At 69.3% G+C, this 21,372-nt stretch carries 17 protein-coding genes; 6 read left to right on the top strand and 11 right to left on the bottom strand.

Translation table 11 applies throughout. The features are described 5' to 3' along the window. Positions 1-63: 63 nt before the first annotated feature. A complete protein-coding gene (locus OG876_RS03720) occupies positions 64-924 on the top strand; it encodes a class I SAM-dependent methyltransferase (RefSeq protein WP_328523322.1) in 861 nt (286 codons plus the stop codon). On the opposite strand, the gene OG876_RS03715 is transcribed toward OG876_RS03720, so the two are convergent. From OG876_RS03715 to OG876_RS03705, 3 genes are all read right to left on the bottom strand, one after another. Continuing rightward, the gene (locus tag OG876_RS03715; RefSeq protein WP_328526852.1) at positions 902-2,083 is read right to left on the bottom strand and encodes an aminoglycoside phosphotransferase family protein; all 1,182 of its coding nucleotides are present in this window, start codon (positions 2,081-2,083) and stop codon (positions 902-904) included. The genes OG876_RS03720 and OG876_RS03715 overlap by 23 nt on opposite strands. A gap of 10 nt (positions 2,084-2,093) precedes the next feature. Beyond that, positions 2,094-3,287: a tyrosine--tRNA ligase gene (tyrS, locus tag OG876_RS03710; RefSeq protein ID WP_328523321.1), complete on the bottom strand. Its 1,194-nt coding sequence runs from the start codon at positions 3,285-3,287 to the stop codon at positions 2,094-2,096. Positions 3,288-3,455: 168 nt separating this feature from the next. Then, positions 3,456-4,466, bottom strand: coding sequence for a phosphotransferase (locus OG876_RS03705; RefSeq protein WP_328523320.1), 1,011 nt, complete (start codon positions 4,464-4,466; stop codon positions 3,456-3,458). 72 nt (positions 4,467-4,538) lie between these two features. On the opposite strand from OG876_RS03705, the gene idi reads away from it, so the two are divergent. Next, positions 4,539-5,105 carry an isopentenyl-diphosphate Delta-isomerase gene (gene idi, locus OG876_RS03700; RefSeq protein ID WP_328523319.1) on the top strand — a complete coding sequence of 189 codons (567 nt, stop codon included), beginning with the start codon at positions 4,539-4,541 and terminating at the stop codon, positions 5,103-5,105. Here the strand turns inward: idi and OG876_RS03695 are convergent. Continuing rightward, complete coding sequence (locus OG876_RS03695) at positions 5,100-5,981, bottom strand: NAD(P)/FAD-dependent oxidoreductase (RefSeq protein WP_328523318.1); 882 nt, start codon at positions 5,979-5,981, stop codon at positions 5,100-5,102. The two genes, idi and OG876_RS03695, sit on opposite strands and share 6 nt — an antisense overlap. A gap of 85 nt (positions 5,982-6,066) precedes the next feature. Between OG876_RS03695 and OG876_RS03690 the strand changes: the two genes are divergently transcribed. Beyond that, positions 6,067-6,981, top strand: coding sequence for a GNAT family N-acetyltransferase (locus OG876_RS03690; RefSeq protein ID WP_328523317.1), 915 nt, complete (start codon positions 6,067-6,069; stop codon positions 6,979-6,981). Here the strand turns inward: OG876_RS03690 and OG876_RS03685 are convergent. Next, on the bottom strand, positions 6,946-7,935 hold the full coding sequence (locus OG876_RS03685; RefSeq protein WP_328523316.1) for a 2-dehydropantoate 2-reductase: 990 nt from the start codon (positions 7,933-7,935) through the stop codon (positions 6,946-6,948). The genes OG876_RS03690 and OG876_RS03685 overlap by 36 nt on opposite strands. A gap of 53 nt (positions 7,936-7,988) precedes the next feature. Here OG876_RS03685 and OG876_RS03680 point away from each other — a divergent pair, with 53 nt between their 5' ends. Together OG876_RS03680 and OG876_RS03675 are read left to right on the top strand one after the other, a co-directional pair. Then, a complete protein-coding gene (locus OG876_RS03680; protein ID WP_328523315.1) occupies positions 7,989-10,823 on the top strand; it encodes a BTAD domain-containing putative transcriptional regulator in 2,835 nt (944 codons plus the stop codon). 76 nt (positions 10,824-10,899) lie between these two features. Further along, on the top strand, positions 10,900-13,419 hold the full coding sequence (locus OG876_RS03675; RefSeq protein ID WP_328523314.1) for an ATP-binding protein: 2,520 nt from the start codon (positions 10,900-10,902) through the stop codon (positions 13,417-13,419). Here the strand turns inward: OG876_RS03675 and OG876_RS03670 are convergent. Genes OG876_RS03670 through OG876_RS03645 form a run of 6 tightly spaced genes read right to left on the bottom strand, consistent with a single transcriptional unit; the run spans position 13,404 to position 20,519 of the window. After that, positions 13,404-14,738, bottom strand: coding sequence for an FAD-binding oxidoreductase (locus tag OG876_RS03670; protein ID WP_328523313.1), 1,335 nt, complete (start codon positions 14,736-14,738; stop codon positions 13,404-13,406). The two genes, OG876_RS03675 and OG876_RS03670, sit on opposite strands and share 16 nt — an antisense overlap. A 56-nt stretch (positions 14,739-14,794) precedes the next feature. After that, on the bottom strand, positions 14,795-15,754 hold the full coding sequence (locus tag OG876_RS03665; protein ID WP_328523312.1) for an ABC transporter permease: 960 nt from the start codon (positions 15,752-15,754) through the stop codon (positions 14,795-14,797). 55 nt (positions 15,755-15,809) lie between these two features. Next, positions 15,810-16,736: an ABC transporter permease gene (locus tag OG876_RS03660; RefSeq protein WP_328523311.1), complete on the bottom strand. Its 927-nt coding sequence runs from the start codon at positions 16,734-16,736 to the stop codon at positions 15,810-15,812. Continuing rightward, a complete protein-coding gene (locus tag OG876_RS03655; RefSeq protein WP_328523310.1) occupies positions 16,733-17,746 on the bottom strand; it encodes an ABC transporter ATP-binding protein in 1,014 nt (337 codons plus the stop codon). Before OG876_RS03655 ends, OG876_RS03660 begins: the two co-directional genes overlap by 4 nt. Beyond that, a complete protein-coding gene (locus tag OG876_RS03650; RefSeq protein ID WP_328523309.1) occupies positions 17,743-18,723 on the bottom strand; it encodes an ABC transporter ATP-binding protein in 981 nt (326 codons plus the stop codon). Before OG876_RS03650 ends, OG876_RS03655 begins: the two co-directional genes overlap by 4 nt. A gap of 5 nt (positions 18,724-18,728) precedes the next feature. Beyond that, positions 18,729-20,519: an ABC transporter substrate-binding protein gene (locus OG876_RS03645; protein ID WP_328523308.1), complete on the bottom strand. Its 1,791-nt coding sequence runs from the start codon at positions 20,517-20,519 to the stop codon at positions 18,729-18,731. A gap of 167 nt (positions 20,520-20,686) precedes the next feature. Here OG876_RS03645 and OG876_RS03640 point away from each other — a divergent pair, with 167 nt between their 5' ends. Then, entirely contained in the window at positions 20,687-21,370 is a 684-nt protein-coding gene (locus OG876_RS03640) for a response regulator transcription factor (RefSeq protein ID WP_328523307.1), read from the top strand. Positions 21,371-21,372 lie beyond the last annotated feature (2 nt).

Here is a 21,372-nt window from a genome sequence, read left to right as displayed (position 1 = left end):
CCCAGGTGCGCTGAACCGGATCCGTCGCTGATCCGTAGAGCAGGCAACGGAAGGGGAATCAGGATGACCAGCACCGGCACCGCGTGGGTCGCCCCCGCGAACGAGGACCAGTTGAGGGCTTGGGACACCGCGGAAGGAGTCTTCTGGGCGGACCAGGCGGACCTGTTCGAGCACAGCCTGCAACGCTACGACGACTGGCTGCTGCGGGCGGCCGGGATCCGCGACGGCGATCATGTGCTCGACGTGGGCTGCGGCACCGGCAGTACGACCCGCGCCGCGGCCTGGCTGGCCGGATCGGGTACGGCGCTCGGCGTCGACCTCTCGTCTCCGATGCTGATGGCCGCTGCCCGCCGGGCCCGGGACACGGGTGTCGGGAATGCGACGTACCTGCAGGCCGATGCCCAGGTGCACATGTTCGAGCCGACGTCGTACGACGTGCTGCTGAGCCGTACCGGGTGCACGTTCTTCGCGGATCCGCTCGCGGCCTTCACCAACCTGGCGCGGGCGATCCGGCCGGGCGGGCAGGTCGCCCTCCTGGTGTGGCAGGCGCCCAGTCAGAACCCGTGGTTCACCGAGCTCACCACCGCCCTCGCGGCCGGCCGGGTCGCCCCCACGCCGCCCCCTGGCGCACCGAGCCCGTTCGCCTTCGCCGACCCGACGCGAGTGGCCGACATCCTGACCGCAGCAGGCTTCGCCGTCCCGGAATGCGAGCCCGTGAAGGAGTCCATGTACTGGGGTCCGGACGTCCGTACCGCTGAAGCCTTCGTTCTCGGCGTCCTGGGCTGGATGCTCTCCGATGTGGACGCCGACACCCGCACCCGGGCCATCACCAACCTGCGAAGGACCCTCGTCAAGCACTTCACGCCGGGAGGCGTCAGTTTCCCGTCGGCCGCCTGGCTGGTCACCAGCCGCAAGCCCGCATAGCTTCGACGGCGGCCTGGAGCTCGGCCCGTGGATCGTCGGCATGGTAGATGCGCTCGGCAGGCTCGATGTTGTCGAGGAACCGCTGATACATGACCGCGCCGACGAGCCGGCCCAGCACGGTCATCGGGCGGAGCGCGCGCCGCGGATCGCTGTCCGGTAGCTGCTGCTTCCAGGCCTCCGACCAGATCTCGACCGCGTGGTTGCCCTGGTCCGCGGGCAGCCAGCCACGGAGGCGCTGGATGTCCGTGGCCGGGTGGCCGACGAAACTGTCCGCCCAGTCGACGATCGCGCGGTTGGTGCCGTCCGAGCGCCAGTTGCCCGGATGGAAGTCGCCGTGCACGAGCGTGATCGGCAGACCGGCCGCGTCGAGTTCGCCGAGGATCGTGGGCAGGGTCGTGAGCAGGCGTTTGACGTCGAGTACGGCGTCGTCGGACAACTCGACGACGGTCAGCAGCCGCGACACCTCGTCCGCGAGCTCCGCCGGCCGCAGGACGGGTGCGTCGAGGTCGTCCACCTCGCCGGCGAGCGCTGCCTGGACGGCCACCCACCGGCCGACCACGTCCTCGATCGTCGGCCGATCTGGTTCCCAGCAGTCGATCCCGGGTGCATGGGCGAGCAGAGACCAGCGGTCGGCGGCCGAGGTGGCGAGCACGGTCGGTGCGAGGGTTCCGTCGTACCGGTGGATGTGTTCGATGATGTCGGCGTCGATGCTGCAGAAGCGGCTCGTCGCCTTCGCCCAGGCGCCCGGGAAGCGGATCAGGCACGACAGGTTCCAGGTCTTCACCTGCCCGGGATCGAGCGGTCCGACGATGCTCTGCGCCCACTCGATCAAGCGGGTCGGGCCATCGACCTCGGCCCAGGTCGCCCGGAGCGGATGGGGCGCCACGATCGCGCCCCATCCGTCGTACGGCGTCTCGTCCAGCACACCGGGACGCGGTTCCCCTAGTGCCTGCACGTGATACACCACCCGCCCACCGCGCATGACGACAGCCGCATCCGCCTGCACCAGCCGCAGGACGACCGTCCGGACGCCCAGCAAGTGATCGAGCTTCCGGGTGATCCCCTCGACCTCCGACCACCACGCCGGCTCCACGTCGAACGTCGGCGCCCGCCCCACATACCTGTCGCCGACACTGACCAGCGCCTCGACCGTCTTCATCTCCACCCGCTCAGTGTCGTCTGATTCGGTGCCAGGTGCGGGCACCTGACTTGAGCACTACGTCGGCGGTCAGATCGACGGTTCCCAGCGGGTCGTCCGCGCGGATGCCGTTGATGGTGACGGCGCCCTGGCGGATGAGGCGGCGAAGCTCGGACTTGCTGTCGGTGGGCCGGGCTGCGAGGAGCAGGTCCAAGGTGGTCGCGACAGTGTCGGTGACGACGAGCTCCGGGATGTCCTCCGGTTGGGTGCGGTCGGAGAACGTTCGCCGGAACGCATCCAGCTCGGCCTTCGCCGTACCCGCGCCGTGGTAGCGCGTCACCACCGCGGCGGCCAGCCGGAGCTTGGCGTCGCGGGCCTGCGGACCACCGTGCGCGGCGGCGGCCTCGAGCGCGGCGACCGTCTCCAGCGGCAGTTCGGTGTAGACACGGGCGTACGGCTCGACCAGCGAGTCCAGGATGCTCATCAGCTTGCCGAACTTGTCCCGTGGGCTGTCGGTCAGGCCGATGTAGTTGTTCAGCGACTTCGACTGTTTGGCGCGACCGTCGATGCCGGGCGTGATCGTCGTCGTGATCACCACCTGCGGCGGGGCGCCGAGCCGCTGCTGGAAATGCCGCCCGAGCTGTTCGTTGAACAACTGGTCCGAGCCCACGATGGTGAGATCGCTGCGCATCGCGAAGCTGTCGTATGCCTGCAACACCGGGTAGATCAGCTCGTGGACGGCGATCTCCCGCCCGGCCGCGACCCGGTCCCGGAACATGTCCCGGCTCATCAGCTGTGCGTGCGTGACCTGGGCGAACAGACTCAACAGCTCCGCCACGCGCATCGCGTCGTACCACTCGGAGTTCCGGCGTACCTCGAACACCGCGGGGTCCGTCCGCAGCACGAGCGACACCTGCTCGAGGAACGACTGCGCGTTCGCCTCGATCTCCTCCGGCGTCAGCACCGGCCGGGTCTCCGAGCGGCCGGTCGGGTCGCCGACCCGCGTGGTCAGGTCGCCGAGCAGGAACACGACCTGATGGCCGAGGTCCTGCAGTTGCCGCATCATCCACAGGTTGACCGCGTGGCCGAGATGGAGGTCGGGCGCGGTGCAGTCGACGCCGTACTTGATCCGCAGCGGCCGCCCGGACTCCAGCCGTTCGCTCAGGTCGGCCTCGCCGACGATGGAGTCGGTGGTACGGCGTAACCGGTCCAGCACCGTGTTCATGGGGTCCTCTCGAGATGGGTCGAGGCACCCTCGGGGTCGACAGCGCCTCCGGCAACAAAAAGAGACAGGAACTGGTTCCTGTCTCGGAGGCTCTGGGTGGAGCGAGTTGTGGGGACTACCGAATGCCGGCCCCTCCCAGAGCCGGTCGATAGGTCAAGCGTCGCTTGATCACGGCGTCAGGCTAGCAGCCGTGAGCAGGAGCAGGAACCGGGTTAATTCCACGCGCTGCCGGAACAGCTCGGTCAGCTCTGGTGTCATCGGCTCGGCCAGGCGCCCGATCGGCAGTGACAGGAACGCGCTGCGCAGGAGCAGCGAGCCGTCCAGGCCGGCGCGTACGTCGTTCGGCGTGACGGATCCGAATCCTTCGGCGACGAGTCCCTCGTGGTAGCGGTCGATGACGAGCTCCCGCAGTACGGCGAACTCGTCGATGCCGAGCGCACCCTGATGCGCCCGCCCGATCAGCAGCTGGCCGAGATCGTCGCCTGGGGCAACCATTCCAGCGGGGGACCAGTCGATCGCGACGAAGCCGTCGTTCTGTAGCAGCAGGTTTTGGGAGCACGCGTCGCCGTGGCTGAGCACCTGCGGTCGCGCGGCGAGATCGTCCAGGAGGCAGGGGATGCGCGCCGCCAGGTCGGTGAGTCCACGGCGTACGTCGTCGGCCTCGGCGAGCAGGGGATGCGTCCAGGCTGCCTCGTCGAGCAGCGCCGGGAGTACGAGCGGCCGGACGAGCCCGTCGACCATCGCCCGCGTCAGGCGGCCCGGCGTCCGGTCGACCGGTGCCGGGAGGGCGTCGTTCCTGGTCAGCCTGGCGTTGAGCCGGCCGAGGAGCTCCGCTGCGTGACCGTAGCGCTCGGGATCCCAGGGTGTGTCGGTCGTCTTGACGTCTTCGAGGATGAGTACGACGTGATCCGGGTCCGGCTCGTGGACGTCGTACAGGGTGGGCAGCCGCAGGCCGGCGGGGAGTGAGTCGGCCAGGCCGTCGAGGTAGACGTCGGCCTCGTAGCGCCACAGGGTGGTGCCGAGCGCGAGGGCGCGGAAGTCGTCGGAGAGCAGGGGGAGCATCGGCCAGTCGCGGTACGAGCGGAGCACCTTCACGAAGCGTCCGCCACCGCGGTAGAGACCGGCGGTGGTCGGCGAGCTCACGTCGTACGGCACCCGCTCGAGGCTGCTGAGATCCATGCCACCGTTCTACGGGCGGTAGCGCACTGCTCACATCGGTAGGAATTGCCTATTCCGACTACTCTCCAGGGTGTGACGCAGGAGCGGGTTGTGCTGGTGGACGAGGGTGGCCGGGCGATCGGGACCGAGGCGAAGGCGACGGTTCATCACGCGGCGACGCCGTTGCATCTGGCGTTCTCCAGCTACGTGGTCGACGCGGACGGGCGGGTGTTGCTGACCCAACGGGCGGTGGACAAGCCGACCTGGCCGGGGGTGTGGACCAACAGTTGCTGTGGGCACCCACTTCCGGGCGAGCCGGTCCGGGACGCGGTACGACGGCGGCTCGCGGACGAGCTCGGGATCGTCACGGACGGGATCGAGCTGGTGCTGCCCGAGTTCCGCTACCGCGCCGAGATGCCGACCGGCGTGGTCGAGAACGAACTGTGCCCCGTCTACCGCGTCCGGTGGACCGGCGACCCGACGCCCGATCCTGCGGAAGTCGCGTCCTACCGCTGGGCCGACTGGCCCACCGTGCGTGCCGTCCCCGACCTGTCCCCGTGGTGCCTGCTCCAACTGGACGAACTGGACCGCCTGGGCCCAACCCCCTCAACCTGGCCCCTCGCGGACGCCACTCTCCTCCCACCCGCTGCCCGTCTATAGCTCCTGTTCCAGCAGGTCGGCGTGCAGGGCTACGGCTGTTGTGCTTGCGTGGCCGGCGGCTCCGATCGCGAAGAGAGCCGGCACAGCTGTCGTGCCGACCGCGTACACACCGGGGACAGTGGTGCGGCCGCCGCCGTCGACCGAGACCGCGCCGTCCACGATCTCGCAGCCGAGCCTCGCGGCGAGATCGCTCTGCTGGTGCTGGCGGACGACGACGAACAGAGCGCGGGGGACTAGCGCCTCGCCGGTAGTCAGCAGTACGCGGACCTGGTCGTCGCCAGGGTGCACTGCCTCGACTCGCTCGGTGCGGACTTGCACGCCGGCCTTGCCGAGCTTGGTCAGCTGGTCGTCGGTCAGCTCGTCGCCGTCGGTGCACAGGACCACGTCGTTGCTCCATCGGCTGAGCAGAAGCGCGCGGGCGACGGATCGGTCCGGCAGACCCCGCATCCCGAGCTGTACAAGGGGTTGGTCGCGCACCTCCCACCCGTGACAGTGCGGACACGCCACGACCAACCGGCCCCAGGAGTCCGTGACACCAGGCACATCCGGCAGCTCATCTCGCAATCCGGTCGCAAGCACAACCGCCCGCACCCGGTCCGAGCCGACCGCTAGTCCGTCACCGTCCACAGAGACCTCGTCGACCCGGGTGTCCCGGAACTCGACGTCGTGCTGCTCGAGCTGGTGGTGGCCGCTGGCGAGGAGGTCGGCGGGGGACGGGTTCTCGGCGCCGAGGTAGTTGTGGACGTGGTCGGCGGTGCGGTTGCGGGGGTTGCCGTCGTCGAAGAGCAGGACTCGTCGCCGCGCCCGGCCCAGCGTCAGGGCGGCCTGGAGGCCGGCCACGCTGCCACCGATGACTGCTACGTCGTAGGTCTTCATGTGATCATCATACGAGAAGAATCAGCTCAAATAGTGAGACGGAAAATCTGGTGCGGGCAGCCGTCGGCTGAGGCACTCTGGGGGGATGGGTGGGATGGAGATCCGCGCGGTCGAGACCGACGCGGACTACGAGGCGTGGCGTCAGGTGCGGATCGCGGTGCTGCCGCACGAGCGGTGTCCGAGTGTCGCCGAGTTGCGGGAGTTGGAGACGCCGCACCGGCTGCTGCTCCTGGCCGACCGGGACGGCACGGTCGTCGCCAATGGATTGTCGGATCGGTCCAACGAGGCCGGTCGTGGGTTCGTGGCGCCGCGAGTGCGTCCGGAAGCGCGTCGGCAGGGCGTCGGCACGCAGATGCTGAGCGCGTTGGCCGACCACGCCGTAGCCCAGGGGTACACGGTCGTCGGCGCCGGCGTGGAGGACGAAGGATCGCTGGCGTTCGGGCAGCGGTTCGGATTCGCGGAGACCGGTCGGCAGGTCGAGCAGGTCCGCCCGATCGGTGACGAATCCTGGCCGGACCCGCCAACGGCGTACGAGATCGTGACCGTTGCTGAGCGGCCGGAGCAGTGGGCCGCGGCGTACGAGCAAGTGGCGCAGCCGACGCTCCCGGACATGGATACGCCGACGCCGGTCGTGGTCTCGGCGGAGGAGTGGGCGACCGAGTGGATCAACGACCCTGCGGCGATGTTCCTCGCGATGGCCGGCGATGACGTGATCGGTGTGGCTGGTCTGCTGCTCGACACCGATCGGCCGGAGCGGGCCGAGGTCGCCTACACCGCCGTACGGCGGGAGTGGCGTGGGAAGGCGGTTGCCTCGACCCTCAAGCGGACGAGCATGGCGTGGGCGGCGGAGCATGGCATCACCGAGGTCTACACCTGGACCCAGCAGGGCAACGAGAACATGCGCCGGCTCAACGAGCACCTGGGCTTCACCTACGGCGCCGTGAGCATCAACCTGCGGGCGCCGCTACCGCTGAAGCTCGCGGAGGAGGTCGGGGCCTGACCACGCGCGCCGTTCGGTCTCGGCCGCGCGGATCAGCTCGACGAGCTTGCGGTTGACGGGCGCCGGCCGGCCGAGGGAGTCGGCGAGGCGGACGACTTCGCCGTTGAGGTAGTCGATCTCGGTCGGGCGGCCGGCCTCGAGGTCTTCCCACATCGACGTACGGGCGAGCGGATCGATCGCGAGCATCTTCGCGGCGACGCGGCGGAACAGGAAGTCGGGCAGGCGGAGGATCGCGGGGAAGCGGTGCATCGGGACCGGCAGGAGCTTGGCCGGTTCGATGCCCTCGGCGTCCAGCAACCCCAGCGTCTCGGCCTGGGCCGCGGCCAGGCAGCGGCGGTAGGCGCGCTGCGACAGTTCGTCTCGCAGCGGCAGGTTCGACAGCGCGTTGATCGGGTTGTTCAGGTTCAGCAGGAGTTTCGCCCACTGCACCGGCAGGATGTCGTCGTGCTGCTGGAGCGGCAGCCCGGCCCGCGCGAACGCATCCAGGTACGGCGCCAGCCCGGGATGACGCTGGATGTCGAGAGCACCCTCCGTGCCCTGGTGGAACACGCCGCCCCCACGGTTCAGCACGTTGAACGGGACCATCCCCGTCACCACGACCTGATCAGTCAAGCGCTCCCGCAGCACCTCCCCGTTGCGTACGCCGTTCTGGAAGCTGACCACCATCGCACCCGGCTTGAGTACGCCGGCCAACTCGCCGGCCGCACCCTCGGTCGCAGCGGACTTCACCGTCACGAGCACGAGATCCGCCTCCGCGGCCGCGGCCGGTGAGGTCTCGTACCGGACGGTGTCGACCCGCAGATCCGCACCGAGGTAATCGGTCAGCCGCAGCCCGTGCTCGGCCAGTACGTCGGCCACCCGCTGCCGACCGACGAACGTCACCGGTGCCCCGGTCGCCGCGAGCCGCCCGCCGACATAGCACCCAATCCCACCCGCGCCGTACACGACGATCACAGCAACCTCCTGTTCTTGGGCACGCCTCGCCGTCGGAACGCTAGTCTGAGGTGGTGGCGGAGGGGAATCTCCCTGTGCGGTTGTCGAGTTTTGTCGGCCGGGAGAGTGAGCTGGCCGAGCTGGTGGAGCTGGTCGGGACGCATCGGCTGGTGACACTGACCGGGCCCGGGGGTGGGGGCAAGACCAGGCTGGCGATCACGCTGGCCGATCGGATGCGGCCCCGGTACGCCGGGGTGCGCTGGCTCGGCCTGGCCACGACCGGCGCCGCCGACGGCGGCAACGCCGTGCTGGCCGCGCTGGCCGACGTCCTTGAGTTGCCGGAGGCAACGGTTGGGGCAGTGACCGGGCGGCTGTCGAGCGGCCCGTCGCTGCTGGTGGTGGACAACTGCGAGCACCTGCTCGATCCGGTCGCGCCGCTGATCGGTGAGCTGCTGCGGACCTGCCCGAAACTCACCGTACTCGCGACCAGCCAGGAGGCACTGGGGATCGCCGGCGAGGTGGTGTTCGCCGTACCGCCGCTCGCCGAGGCCGCGACCAGGTTGTTCGTGGACCGTGCGCAGGCGGCGTCGTACGCGTTCGAGCGGACCGAGGCGAACGCCCAGGACATCGCCGAGATCTGCGCCCGGCTTGACGGCGTACCGCTGGCGATCGAGCTCGCCGCCGCGTGGATCCCGACGTTGTCGCCGGCTCAGATCGCGGCCCGGCTGGACGATAGCCTGGCGGTGCTGACACGCGGCGATCGGGAGGCGATGCCGAGGCATCGCACTTTGCGTGACGCCCTGGACTGGAGCTGGGGTCTGCTGGACCCGCCGGAGCAGCAGCTGTTGGCCCAGCTTTCCGTCTTTCCCGAGGGCTTCAGCGTCGACGCTGTGGAGTCCGTGGCAGTACTGCGGGATCACGACGTGCTGCAGTCCCTCTCGAAGCTGGTGAATCGATCGCTGGTGATGGTGGAGCAGGGCGACGAGGTGCAGTACCGGTTGCTCCAGATCGTCCGGCAGTACGCGGCGTATCGCCTCGGCGCCGACATCGGTCCGGCGCAGCGGTTGGCCGCGTATGTGATGGACCTCGTCGAGCGTGCGGCCGATCGGCTGGAGGGCGAGGAACAGCAGGACTGGCTGGAGCTCCTGCTCACTGAGCGTCCGAACATCAGGGCCGTGCTGACCTGGCAGGTGGAGCGCAACGAGGCCGAGCTCGCCACCCGGATCGTGGTCGGGATGTGGTGGGCGTCGTACCTGCTCGGTTGGTACCGGGACGCGCGGGAGTGGCTGGAGCGCGTGCTGGCGATGCCCGGACCGGTCCCGGCTGAGCTGCAGGCGGATGCAGAGATCGCGCTCGGCACGATGGCCCACCTGCAAGGGGATGCGGAGTCGGCCACGACTCATCTGCAGGCCGGATTCACGGCGCAGAAGGCCGCTGGAGATCCGACGGCCGAGGCGCGTGAGCTGCACTGGCTCGGTGGGGCGGCGATGCGGCGTGGCGAGTACGACGAGTCGCGCCGGCTCGGTGAGCGCTGTATCGAGCTGTGGCGGGAGCTGGGGGCCGAGTCGAATCTGTCCCGTGCGATCGACTACCTGGGCATGCGTGAGCTGCTCGCCGGCGAGCTGGACTACGCGGAAGAGCTGCTGCGGGAGGCACGTGCCCGCTACGAGCAGGACGGTGCGGGTGAAGGTGTCGGCTGGACGACCGCGCTGTTGGGTGCGGTGCAGCACTACCGAGGCGACTCCGCGGCCGCGGCCATCCTCTTGACCGAGGCCCGCCAGATGGCCGAGCGCACTCGCCAGACCGTCACGCTGGCGTGGGCGCTGCACTTGTTGGGTCTGGAGGCCCTCCGGTCCGGTCACCTGGGCGAGTCGGAAGACCTCCTCACTCAGAGCCTCCGGCTCCACAACAACTCCGGCAACCGCTGGCGAGTAGCCAGCCTCCTGGAGTCCCTGGCGGTCACGGCCATAGCTGAGGAGCACTTCAGTCGAGCCGTCCGGTTGCTGAGCCACGCGGCCGCGATCCGCGTCAAGCTGGGTACGCCGGTGCCGGCGGTCGAGGCGGCAGACGTGCAAGGCGGTCTGGACGCGGCCCGCGCCGCACTGTCGCCAGAAGACTTCCGTACGGCGTGGACCGAAGGCGAGGTGTTCAGCCTGGAGAAACTAGCTGGAGTTGAGTCGACCGCTCGGCCCGCTCTCCCACTCACGATTGCCGAGACCCGGGTCGAGGTGCTGCAGGTGCGGGCGTTGGGCGCGTCCGAGGTGCGACGCAACGACACCGTGCTGGATCCGGCGGCGTGGGGGTACGCGAAGCCGCGGGAGTTGTTCTTCTACCTACTGGGCTCCGGGCCGGTGACCAAGGACCAGATCGGCGCCGAGTTGTGGCCGGACGCGTCCGCGGGGACGTTGCGCAACAGCTTCCACACCTGCCTGCACCAGGTACGCCGTACGCTCGGCCGCTCGGACTGGATCACGTTCCGCGGCGGCCGCTACGAGTTCAACCGGACCCTCGAGCATTCGTACGACGTCGCCGACCTGGAGGGCGCCGCCACCGCGGGGGACCTGGCCCGGGTGATCGCGCTGTATCGCGGTGACTACCTGATCGACGTCGCCGGTGCGGCCTGGATCGACGACCGTCGGGAGACCCTCAGGCAAACGTTCGAGCGAGCGCTGCTCACCCTCGCGGACGCCCGGGCGACGGAGGGTCGCGTGGAGGAGAGCATCGATCTCTACCAGAAGGCCGTGAACCACGACCCCCTGCTCGAATCCGCCCACCGGGCGCTCATCTCGCTGTACCTGATCCAGGGTGACCGCGCGGCCGCCGTCCGCCAGTACAACCAGCTGACCGAACTCCTCGCGACCGAGCTCCAGACCACTCCGAGCCCGCAAACCACAGCACTGCTGAGCTGATCCCCTAGCACTTCCCACAGCGCCTGACCGCACAGTGTGCTGGGGGAGATTTGTAGCTATCTCGGGGGTTGTTCTGATGGGTTTGCTCGAGCGGGAGTGGGCAGTTCGTGCTGTCCTGACGGCAGTGGACGCGGACCAAGGATCCGTCGTCCTGCTGACCGGTGAAGCGGGGATCGGGAAGACGAGTGTGGTCCGTGAAGTGACCGGCCGGCTCGGGCCGGCCACGCGGGTGCTGCGGGGTGCGTGCGACGACATGCTCGCTCCGCCACCACTCCAGCCGGTGCGCGACGCCGTACGCGGGACCGATGGGCCGCTGGCGCGGGCGCTGGCCGGCGGCCGGGATCTGTACGAGCCGGTGATCCAGGAGTTCACCGGGTCGACGCCGACCGTGCTGGTGATGGAAGACGTGCACTGGGCCGACGACGCGACGCTCGACCTGCTCAGGTACCTGGCGCGACGCGTGGACCAACTCCGGGTGGTCCTGGTTCTCACCTACCGTGACGACGAGATCGACGCCCGGCATCCGCTCCTGGTCCTGCTCGGCGCACTGACCGACGTCACCGTGCATCGAGTCGCCCTGAAGCCGCTCTCCGAGGACGCGACGCGATCGATGGCCGCCGAGGCGGGCCGTGATGCCGACGAGCTGTACCGCCTCACCAACGGGAACCCGTTCTACCTGACCGAGGCGCTCGCGGGCCCGGCGGACGCCGTACCGGCGACGGTCGTGGACGCGACGCTGGCCCGGTTGCGCACGCTGGACCAGGAGAGCATCGGGGCCGTCGAGCTGCTCTCCGTGATCCGGCGACCGCTCGGGCTCAAGTACGCCGACTACCTTGTGGACGGCCGGGTCGAGGCGCTGACCCGGGCCGAACGCCGAGGCATCCTGGAGGCCCGAGGAGGCGCCGTCGCGTTCCGGCACGAACTGGCGCGGCGGGCGATCGAGCAGGCACTCCCGGTGATCCGGCGGCGAGCACTGAACGCGCGCATCGTGGAGGTGATCCTGGCCTCCGGCCTCGAGGGGCTGCTCTACCCGCTGGTGCACCATGCGGTCGGCGCCGGCGACGTCGGCACGATCGTCACGTACGCGCCCCGGGCCGCCCGCGACGCGACCGCGGCCGGCTCCCACCGCCAGGCCCTCGCCCACTACGAAGCGGTCGTCCCGTACGTCGACCGGCTGCCGACCGCCGAGCAGGCCGAGGTGCTCGCCGGGTACGCCTGGGAGCTGCACATCGCGCACCGCTTCCCGGAGGCGGTGGCCCGCTGTGCCGAAGCCGTCGACCTGTTCGAGCACCTGGGCGATGTCGTGCCGTTGACCGAGACGTTGTTGCAGCAGTCGCGGCACTGCTACCTGGCCGGCGAGACCGACGCGGCGCTGGCCGCGGTGGATCGGGCCTTTGAGGTTGCCCAGGGCAACGATGAGGTCTGGCCGACGGCGGTCGCGTACCGCGGCATGATGCTGGTGCTCACCGGATCGCCGCGCGACGCCGTACTGCAGCTGTCCCAGGCGCATGCGCTGGCAGTCGAGGCCGGGCGGACAGATCTGGCCGCGTTGTGCCTGAACTACCTCGGCCTGGCGGCGTGCGATCTCGACCGGCCGGGCGGGTTGGACAACCTGCGGACCAGCATCGACGCGGCGCTGTCGACCGGTGACTACGAGGCGGTCGCCCGTGGATACACCAACCTGGTCGAGATGCTGTACCGCGCCCGCCGGTGGGACGAGCTGGACGAGACCATCGCCGCCGGGCTCGAGTTCACCCGCGAGCGCGGCTTCGGGTCGCACACCTACAACCTGGAGACGCACCGGGCCTTGCTGATGATGCGCCGCGGCGACCTGGCCGGCGGCGAGGAGCACCTGCGCTGGTTGATCGACACCGTCGACGAGCCAGGCATGCTGTCGGTGCTCAGCGCGTCGAGTCTCGGCCGGGTCCTCGCCCGGCGCGGCGATGCCGAGGCGCGGACCCTGCTCGCGGACGCCTGGCAGCGGGCGCGGGCACAGCGATCCGTCCTCGGTCTCGCGTACGCCGCGACGGCGTACGCCGAATGGGCCTGGCTGAACACCCGTCCGGAGATCGCGGACCGGATCCGCGACGATCTCGGCGGGCACACCCTGGACGAGCCGGCGTTCCGCGAGCTGGCCCGGTACCTGGCGCTCGCCGACGCCGGTGGAGCTGGTGGGTGCGTCGAGGATCGTGACCTGGAGTCCTGGGAGGACACGCCGTACGAGCGTGCCCTGGTGCTGGCGCTGTCGGCCGGCCGGGAGGCGACGCTCGAAGGTCTGCAGATCCTGCTCGAGCTGGGTGCGGGGCCGGCGGCGAGCCTGCTGCGCCGCCGGCTGAAGGAACTGGGGGTACGGCGGATCCCGCGCGGCGCGCAGACCCGGTCGCGGAAGAACCCGGCCGGCCTGACCGAACGGCAACTGGATGTCCTGATGCTGCTGATGGACGGTATGACCAACGCGGAGATCGCCGAGAAGTTGGTGGTCTCGGTACGTACCGTCGACCACCACGTCTCGGCGATCCTGTCCCGGCTGAACGCCCGGACCCGCCGTCAGGCGGCTGCCATTGCTCGCGACCTGGACCTTCAGCTGACCGGGTGATTGCCGCGGATCGTGCCGGCCGGGTCGACCGCCTGCTTGATCGCGACCAGCCGGTCGTGGATCCCGGCCGGGTAGAGGGCCGCGTTGGGTTCGCCGGCGGAGAAGTTCGGCAGCGCCCGGCCGGTGATCCACGGTGCCATCGTCGTTTGCACCCGCTCGATCGCGGCGCCGACCACCGGCCCCAGCGCCGGGTCGGGGACGAACCCGCCGAACAGCAGCAGATACGGCTCGTCGATCACTCCGGCCGCGCCCTGGGACTCGTCCGGACGGGCCAGCGCACCGCCCAGGTGCCGCACCTCGAAGGCGAACAACGGCGACCCCGGCGCCGCAACCTTCAGCAGCGCGTCGATCGCCGCGTCCTCGAAGCTCGACAGCAGGACGGTCTTCAGCAGCGCCGGCATCGGGTCCTCCGGCTCCTGCGCGATCGAGCCCAGCTCGCGCAACGGGATCGGCGCGACCGTGTCCGAGACCGGCTCGGCGACCACCCGCAAGGGCGCGAGCAGCTTGGCCGCGTCGTCCGCCGACCCGAGGAACGTGCAGTCCACCACCGCGAACGACTGCCCGCGGACCTGCTCCGGCACGAACGGTACGTCGGGGAAGTGCAGCACCCACGCCCACAGCGACAACTCGTCCGGTGCGTACGCCGTGATCTCGGCGAAGGCCCGCAGGACGGGACGGGCGTGCTCGATCGGCCACATCATCCGGCCGCCCTGGATCTCGGCGGCCGGCATGAGTTCGAGCTCCATCGAGATGACGATCGCGAAGTCGCCACCGCCGCCGCGCAGCGCCCAGAACAGGTCCGGATCCGACTCCCGGGTGACGTGCATCAGTTCGCCGCTCGCCGTGACGACACGGAAGGAGCGCACGTGGTTGGCCGCCAGGCCGTACTTCCGTCCGAACCAGCTCAGCCCACCGCCGAGGGTGTAGCCCACGACAGTCGTGCCCCCGCTGCTCCCGGGCAGACTCGTCGTACCTGTGTCGGTCAGAGCGTGGTTGAGGTCGTGCCAGCGCACGCCTGCGCCGACGTGCACGACGCCGGCGGCCAGGTCGATCTCGATCCCGGTGAGTGCACCGGTGCGGAGCAAGATCGTGCCGTTGACCGCCGGCGTCGCGCCATGCCCGATGGGCTGGGCCGACACCGTCAGGCCGTGATCGCGTGCGTACCGGACCGCGGCGACGATGTCGTCCGCGTCGGCCGCCTGCACCACGGCAACGGGTTGCTGGTCCGCCAGCAGGTGCCACGCACCCCGTGCGGAGTCCCAGCCCGGGTCGCCTGGTAGGACGACCGGGCCTTTGATCAGTTCAGGTAATCCATTCATGCCTCCGTTTGTACGGCGATCCACGCCTGCCACTCATCGGCAAGAACTACCTATCTCTAATGCAACCGCACCCGCGGATCGAGGACGGCGTACGCGATGTCGACCAGGATGTTCGCGACCACGACCGCCGCCGAGGCGAACAGCACGATCCCGATGATCACCGGCAGGTCCTGCTGATTGATCGCGACCACGGCGGTCTGGCCGAGGCCGGGCAGGCTGAACACGGTCTCGATGACGACCACGCCGCCGATCAGCTGGCCCAGGTCGATCCCGAACTGGGTCACCACCGGCGTCAGCGCGCTGCGCAGGCCGTGCCGGACGATCACCCGGCTCTCCCGGATGCCCTTCGACCGTGCCGTCCTGATGTAGTCCTCACCGAGCACGTCCAGCATCGAACCGCGGGTCAGCCGGGTATAGGTTGCTGCCAGCAACAAAGCCAGCGCGATCCAGGGCAGGAACAGATGCTGGAACCACGGACCGACCCCGCTGGTCAGCGGCGAGTACCCGCCCGCCGGGAACCAGTGATAGCCGGCCAGCGTGAGCCGGAAGTACAGGAAGTACAGCAGCAGCAGGCCGAGCAGGAACGACGGGAACGAGTAGAAGGTCAGCGCGAACAACGTCAGCCCACGGTCGGCCACCGAGCGCGGATGAATCGCCGAGATCACGCCGTTGAAGATCCCCAGCGTCAGCCACAGTACGGCGGCCCCGAGCGCCAGCGACACCGTGATCGGCAGCGCCTGCCCGATGATCGTCGTCACCGGCACCTGGTGGTAGTAGTCGTACCCGAGGTTGCCCCGGACCGCGTTCTCGATGAAGTGCAGGTACTGTTTCCAGACCGGCAGGTCGAGCCCGAGCCGGTGCTTGATCAGGGCAATCGTCTCCGGCGTCGCCTGCCGGCCCGCCAGGGTCTGTGCGACGTTGCTCGGAGCAACGAAGAACAGACCGAACACCGCCACGGTGATCAGCCACAGCACGAGCAGGCCGTGCCCGAGCCGGCGGATCAGAAAAAGAGCCATCGCGATCTCCCAGCGCTTTCGATCCAGTAGGTGCCCCAGCCGAACCAGACCATGACTAGCTCCGATCCGCTCGTGGGTCGAACGCGTCCCGGACGCCGTCGCCGAACAGGTTGAACGCGAGCGTCGTGATCAGCAGCGCCAGACCGGGGAAGAAGATGAACCACCACGCGGTCGTGTAGTAGTTCTGCGACGCGCTGATCATCCCGCCCCAGTCGGCCGTTGGCGGCGGCAGCCCGAGCCCGAGGAACGACAACGTCGCCTGGGTCACGATCACCACCGGGATCAGCAGCGTGGTGTAGACGATCACCGGCGCCAGCACGTTCGGCAGCACGTCGACGAACATGATCCGCCCGTCGCCCGCCCCCAGCGAGCGCGCCGCCTCGACGAACTCCCGCTCGCGCAGCGACAGCACCTGCCCGCGCACGATGCGGGCCACCGACGCCCAGCTGAAGAACCCGATCACCAGCACCGTCACGGTCAGGCTCGGCCCGGTGACCGACACCAGCGCGATCGCCACCAGCAGGAACGGCACGGACAGGACGACGTCGATCAGCCGCGCCAGGACCGTGTCGGTGATCCCCCCGAGGAACCCCGCCGCGAGTCCCAGCACGACTCCGATCGCCACCGTGATGGCGGTCGCGATGACACCCACGAGCAGCGACACGCGAGCGCCGTACGCGATCCGCACCAGGATGTCCCGGCCGAGGTCGTCGGTGCCCAGCCAGAAGGTGCCGTTCGGGCCGCGCGGCAGGCCGTCCGGTGTCAGCCCGATGTCGCGGTACTGCTCGTTCGGCGGATGCCCAGTGATCGCTGCGAAGACCGGCGCGAAGATCGCCATCAGCACGATCAGCACGATGACGACCAAAGAGATCATCGCCACCTTGTCCCGCCGCAACCGCCGCAGCGCCAGGACGAACGGACTCCGCCCCTCGATCGCCTTCGGCTCGTCGATCACATCGACGAGGTTGATCGCGGTCGTCATGATGCCTTCAAATCCGGTACGGCGGTGGATAGGTCCTCGCCCAGGGTCAACGGGTAGAAGCACGCGGTCCGGTGCTCCGCGGCGTCGTCGAGTACGGCGATCAGCGGCGGCTCGCCCTTGGCACAGTCGGACCGGGCCTTCGGGCACCGCGTGTGGAACCTGCACCCCTCCGGCGGGTTCGTCGCGGACGGGATGTCGCCACCGAGGATGATCTGCTCACGGCTGTCGGCCGTGTCCGGGTCCGCCACCGGCAACGCCGACAGCAACGCCCGGGTGTAGGGATGCCGGGTCTGGCCGAACAACTCGCCGGTCGGCGCGAGCTCGACGATCTTGCCCAGGTACATCACCGCGATCCGGTCACTCACGTGCCGGACCACGGACAGGTCGTGCGAGATGAACACGTAGGTCAGATCGAACTCCTGCTGCAGATCCGCCAGCAGGTTGATGATCTGGGCCTGGATCGACACGTCCAGCGCCGACACCGGCTCGTCGCAGATGACCAGCTTCGGCCGCAACGCCAGCGCCCTGGCCACCCCGATCCGTTGCCGCTGGCCACCGGAGAACTCGGCCGGGAACCGGTTGTAGTGCTCGGGGTTCAGCCCGACCAGCTCCATCAGTTCCTGGACCTTCTTCTTCCGCTCCGCCCCGGACGCGATGTTGTGGATCGCGAACGGGTCGCCGATGATCGAGCCGACCCGGCGGCGCGGGTTCAGCGAGCCGTACGGGTCCTGGAAGATCACCTGGACCTCGCGCCGGAGCGGACGCATCGCCCGCCGCGACAGCTTGCTGATCTCGTTGCCCTCGAACCACACCGACCCCGACGTCACGTCGTACAGGTGGGCCATGCAGCGGGCCAGCGTCGACTTGCCGCAGCCGGTCTCGCCGACCAGGCCGAGCGTCTCGCCCTTCTTCACCTCCAGGGAGACCCCGTCGACCGCCCGGACCACCTCCCGGGAGTGCGTGGGGAACTCCTTGCGGACGTTCTCCACTTTCAGGAGTACATCGTTCATGAAGCCATCGCCTCGTTCTGCTCGTGCGGAAGCCAGCAGGCCGACTGGTGCCGGGGATCGCGGGCGACGTCGAGCAACGGCGGCGCCTCGGTGCGGCACTTGTCGAACACGTGCGGGCAGCGGGTGGCGAACGGGCACCCGGCCGGCAGGCTGATCAGGCTCGGCGGCGTCCCCGGGATCGGCGTCAGCCGGTCGCCGCTGCGGGCCGGCAGCGAGGCCAGCAGCCCTTGCGTATAAGGGTGATGGTTGCGATAGAAGATGTCGCGGCGCGGCGCCCGTTCCATCACCGCGCCCGCGTACATCACCACCACCTCGTCGGCCATCTCGGCGACCACCCCCAGGTCGTGGGTGATCAGGACGATCGCCGTACCGAACTGCTCCTGCAGTCGGCGCATCACGTTCAGCACCTGCGCCTGCACGGTCACGTCCAGGGCCGTGGTCGGCTCGTCCGCGATCAGCAGCGCCGGGTCGAGGGCCATCGCCATCGCGATCATCACCCGCTGCCGCATCCCGCCGGAGAACTGGTGCGGGTAATCGTCGATCCGTTCCGCCGCCCGCGGGATGCCGACCAGGGTGAGCAGCTCGGCGGCCCGCTTCCGGGCCGCCTGCTTGCTGATCACCTTGTCGTGCGCGCGGATCATCTCGACGATCTGCCACCCGATCCGGTACTGCGGGTGCAGACTGGACAGCGGATCCTGGAAGATCATCCCGATCTGGGCCCCACGCAACCGCCGCAGGGTCGCCTGGTCGGCGGTGATCAGGTCCGTTCCGTCGAAGTACGCCGTACCGGACACGGTCGCGCCGCGCGTCAGCCCGACGATGGTCTGGGTGGAGACGCTCTTGCCGGAGCCGGACTCGCCGACGATCGCCAGGGTCTGACCGGCCTCCACGTCGAACGACAGGCCCCGGACGGCACGGACGGTGCCGTCCGGGGTGTCGAAGGAGACCCGGAGGTCCCTTACCTCAAGCAGGGCCATGAGGTTCAGCCCTGCTTGTCCTTGTCGAGCCAGACGTTCGTCGGATCGAACATCTGCAACGACGGCACGTAGATCGCGTTGTGCGCCTGCGCCGCGTGGTAGTTGGCGTTCTTCGGGTTGGTGAGCGGGAAGAACGGCGCGTCGGCCATCACCTGCGCGTCGGCCTGGGCCCACAGGTTCGCCGCCTCGTCCTCGGTCTTCGCCTTCGCGGCCTGGTTGATCAGCGAGTTCGTCGCAGGGCTGTTGTACAGCCCGAAGTTGCTGCCGATCGGCGGGAACGAGGGCTCGCCGGAGAACAGCGGGTTGAAGAACGACAGGGCCGCGTTGCCGTACCAGTCAGCACCCCAGCCGGCCAGCGACAGGTCCCAGACACCGCGCTGTGCGACGGTCGGCACCTGCAGGTACTTCACGTAGAAGTCCGCGTTCGGCGACGGTACGCCGACCACCGTGACGCCGGCCTTGGACAGATCCTGCTGAACCGTCTGGAAGGCCTTGCTGCTGCCTTCGGACGCGTTCCGGTACAGGAACTTGAGCGTCAGGTGCGGGAAGCCGGCCTCGGTCAGCATCTGCTTGGCCTTGTCCGGGTTGTACGGATACGGGTCGATCTGCTTCGAGCCGACGATGTTGCTCGGCAGCACGTGGGTCAGCGGCGGGTTGATCGTCGGTCCGCCGAGGACCTGCAGGATGTGGTCGCGGTTGATCGCGTAGCTGAGCGCCTGCCGCACCTTGACGTTTGTCAGCGCCTTGTTGTTGTTCGGCGACGCGGTGTTGTAGACGACGTACGGGTTGCTGGACGCGGTCATGCCGAGGTTCAGGTTCGGGTCCTTCTTGGCGATCAGGGCCGGCAGCTGCGACGGTGGCGGCTGGACGTCGAACTCGAGGTCGGCGGTCGGCGTACCGGTCTGCAGCTGCTGCTGGACCGAGTCCTGGCTGATCGTCTCGTTCACCAGGATCTTGTCGACGTACGCCTTCCGGACCGGGTCGGTGGACGCGTTCCAGGCCGGGTTGCGCGAGTACGCGATCGACTTGGTCGGCACCCACTTGTCGACCTTGTACGGGCCGTCGGACGGGTAGTTGTTGCCCAGCTCGGTGCTGGCCGGCAGGTACTTGAGCGCCTCGACCGGGGCCGGCGAGAAGGCCGGCAGCGTCAGCATGTCGACGAAGTACGTGGCCGGCTGGGTGAGGTGGAACTCGACCGTGGTCGCGTCCTTGGCCACCACCCCGGGCAGCGGCGTCTTGTCGATGTACGCCTGGATCGCGGCCGGGGTCTTCGCCACCTTGGCGAAACCGTCCGCGAACGTCTTGTACCCGACGATCAGGTTGGCGAAGTCGGGGATGCCGCCGAACGGCTGGACCGGGTTCGCGGTCCGCTTCAGGCCGCGGACCATGTCCTCGGCGGTCACCTGACGGGCGGGCGTGGTGTTCCACTGGGCGCCGGGCCGGATCTTGATCGTGTAGGTCAGGCCGTCGGCGCTGACCCCGCCGTTGGCGGCGGTCGGGATGTCGGTGGCCAGATCCGCCACCGGCTTGGTGTTGTCGCTGCCGGGATCCGCCGGGTAGGTGAACAGCTGCCTGCTCCACATCCGCAGGTTCAGGTAGCCGGCCGAGTAGTAGCTGATGTTCGGATCCATGTAGTCGACATCGCCGGCCCCGAGCATGTTCAGGGTGCCGCCGGATACCGGCGTGGCCGCGGTGCCTCCGGATCCGGACACCGATCCGCCGCCATTGCTGCAAGCGGCGAGCGCGAGGCTCGCCACGGCGGCAAGGGATACTGCCGCCAGCCGTCTTCTGGCCATTGGTCCTCCTCCGGGACTCGATAGCGCCGAAGTTAGGACGCGGGGGCCCCGGCGCCGTCCGCGGTCACAGAAGCGTCAAGAGGTTGTCAACCGCCGGCCGCACGAACATGACGGATTCATGACAGCCGTAACCGCTGGTCGATCCGGTGGTGAGCGACACTGGGTGCGTGGCACACAGCCTGCTGTTGGTCGACGACGAGCCGCGCATCCGGCGGGTGCTGCGGCTTGCCCTGGAGGACGAGGGGTACCAGGTCGCCGAGGCGGCCAACGGGTACGACGCTCTGGCCGCCCTGCGCCGGGAAACCCCGGACGTGGTGCTGCTGGACCTGATGCTGCCGGACCGGGACGGATTCACGGTCTGCCGCGAGATCCGCCGTACCAGCGACGTGCCGGTCATCATGGTGACCGCGCGGACCGACAGCCACGACGTGGTCGCCGGGCTGGAGGCGGGCGCGGACGACTACGTGACCAAGCCGCTGGTGGCCAAGGAGCTGTCGGCCCGGATCCGGGCGCTGCTGCGGCGGGTCGAGCCGGCCAACGCGCGGCAGTCGGACCTGCTGCTGGTCGGTGACCTGCGGATCGACGTCCCGAGCGCCGAGGTGACCCGCGACGGCGCCGTCCTGCCGCTGACACGGACCGAGTTCAAGCTGCTCGCCGAGCTGGCCGGTGCCGAGGGGAAGGTGCTCAGCCGGGAGCAGTTGCTGTCGAAGGTGTGGGGCTACGGCTACTTCGGCGACAGCCGGATCGTCGACGTCCACATCCGCCGCCTCCGGCTGAAGATCGAGCACGACCCGGCCAGCCCGAAGCACCTCGTCACCGCCCGCGGTCTGGGCTACCGATTGGTGAGCTGACC

This window comes from Kribbella sp. NBC_00359, assembly GCF_036097425.1.
GTDB lineage: Bacteria > Actinomycetota > Actinomycetes > Propionibacteriales > Kribbellaceae > Kribbella.
The sequence above is the reverse complement of the archived record's forward strand: the minus strand, read 5'-3'. Positions and strand labels throughout refer to the sequence as shown.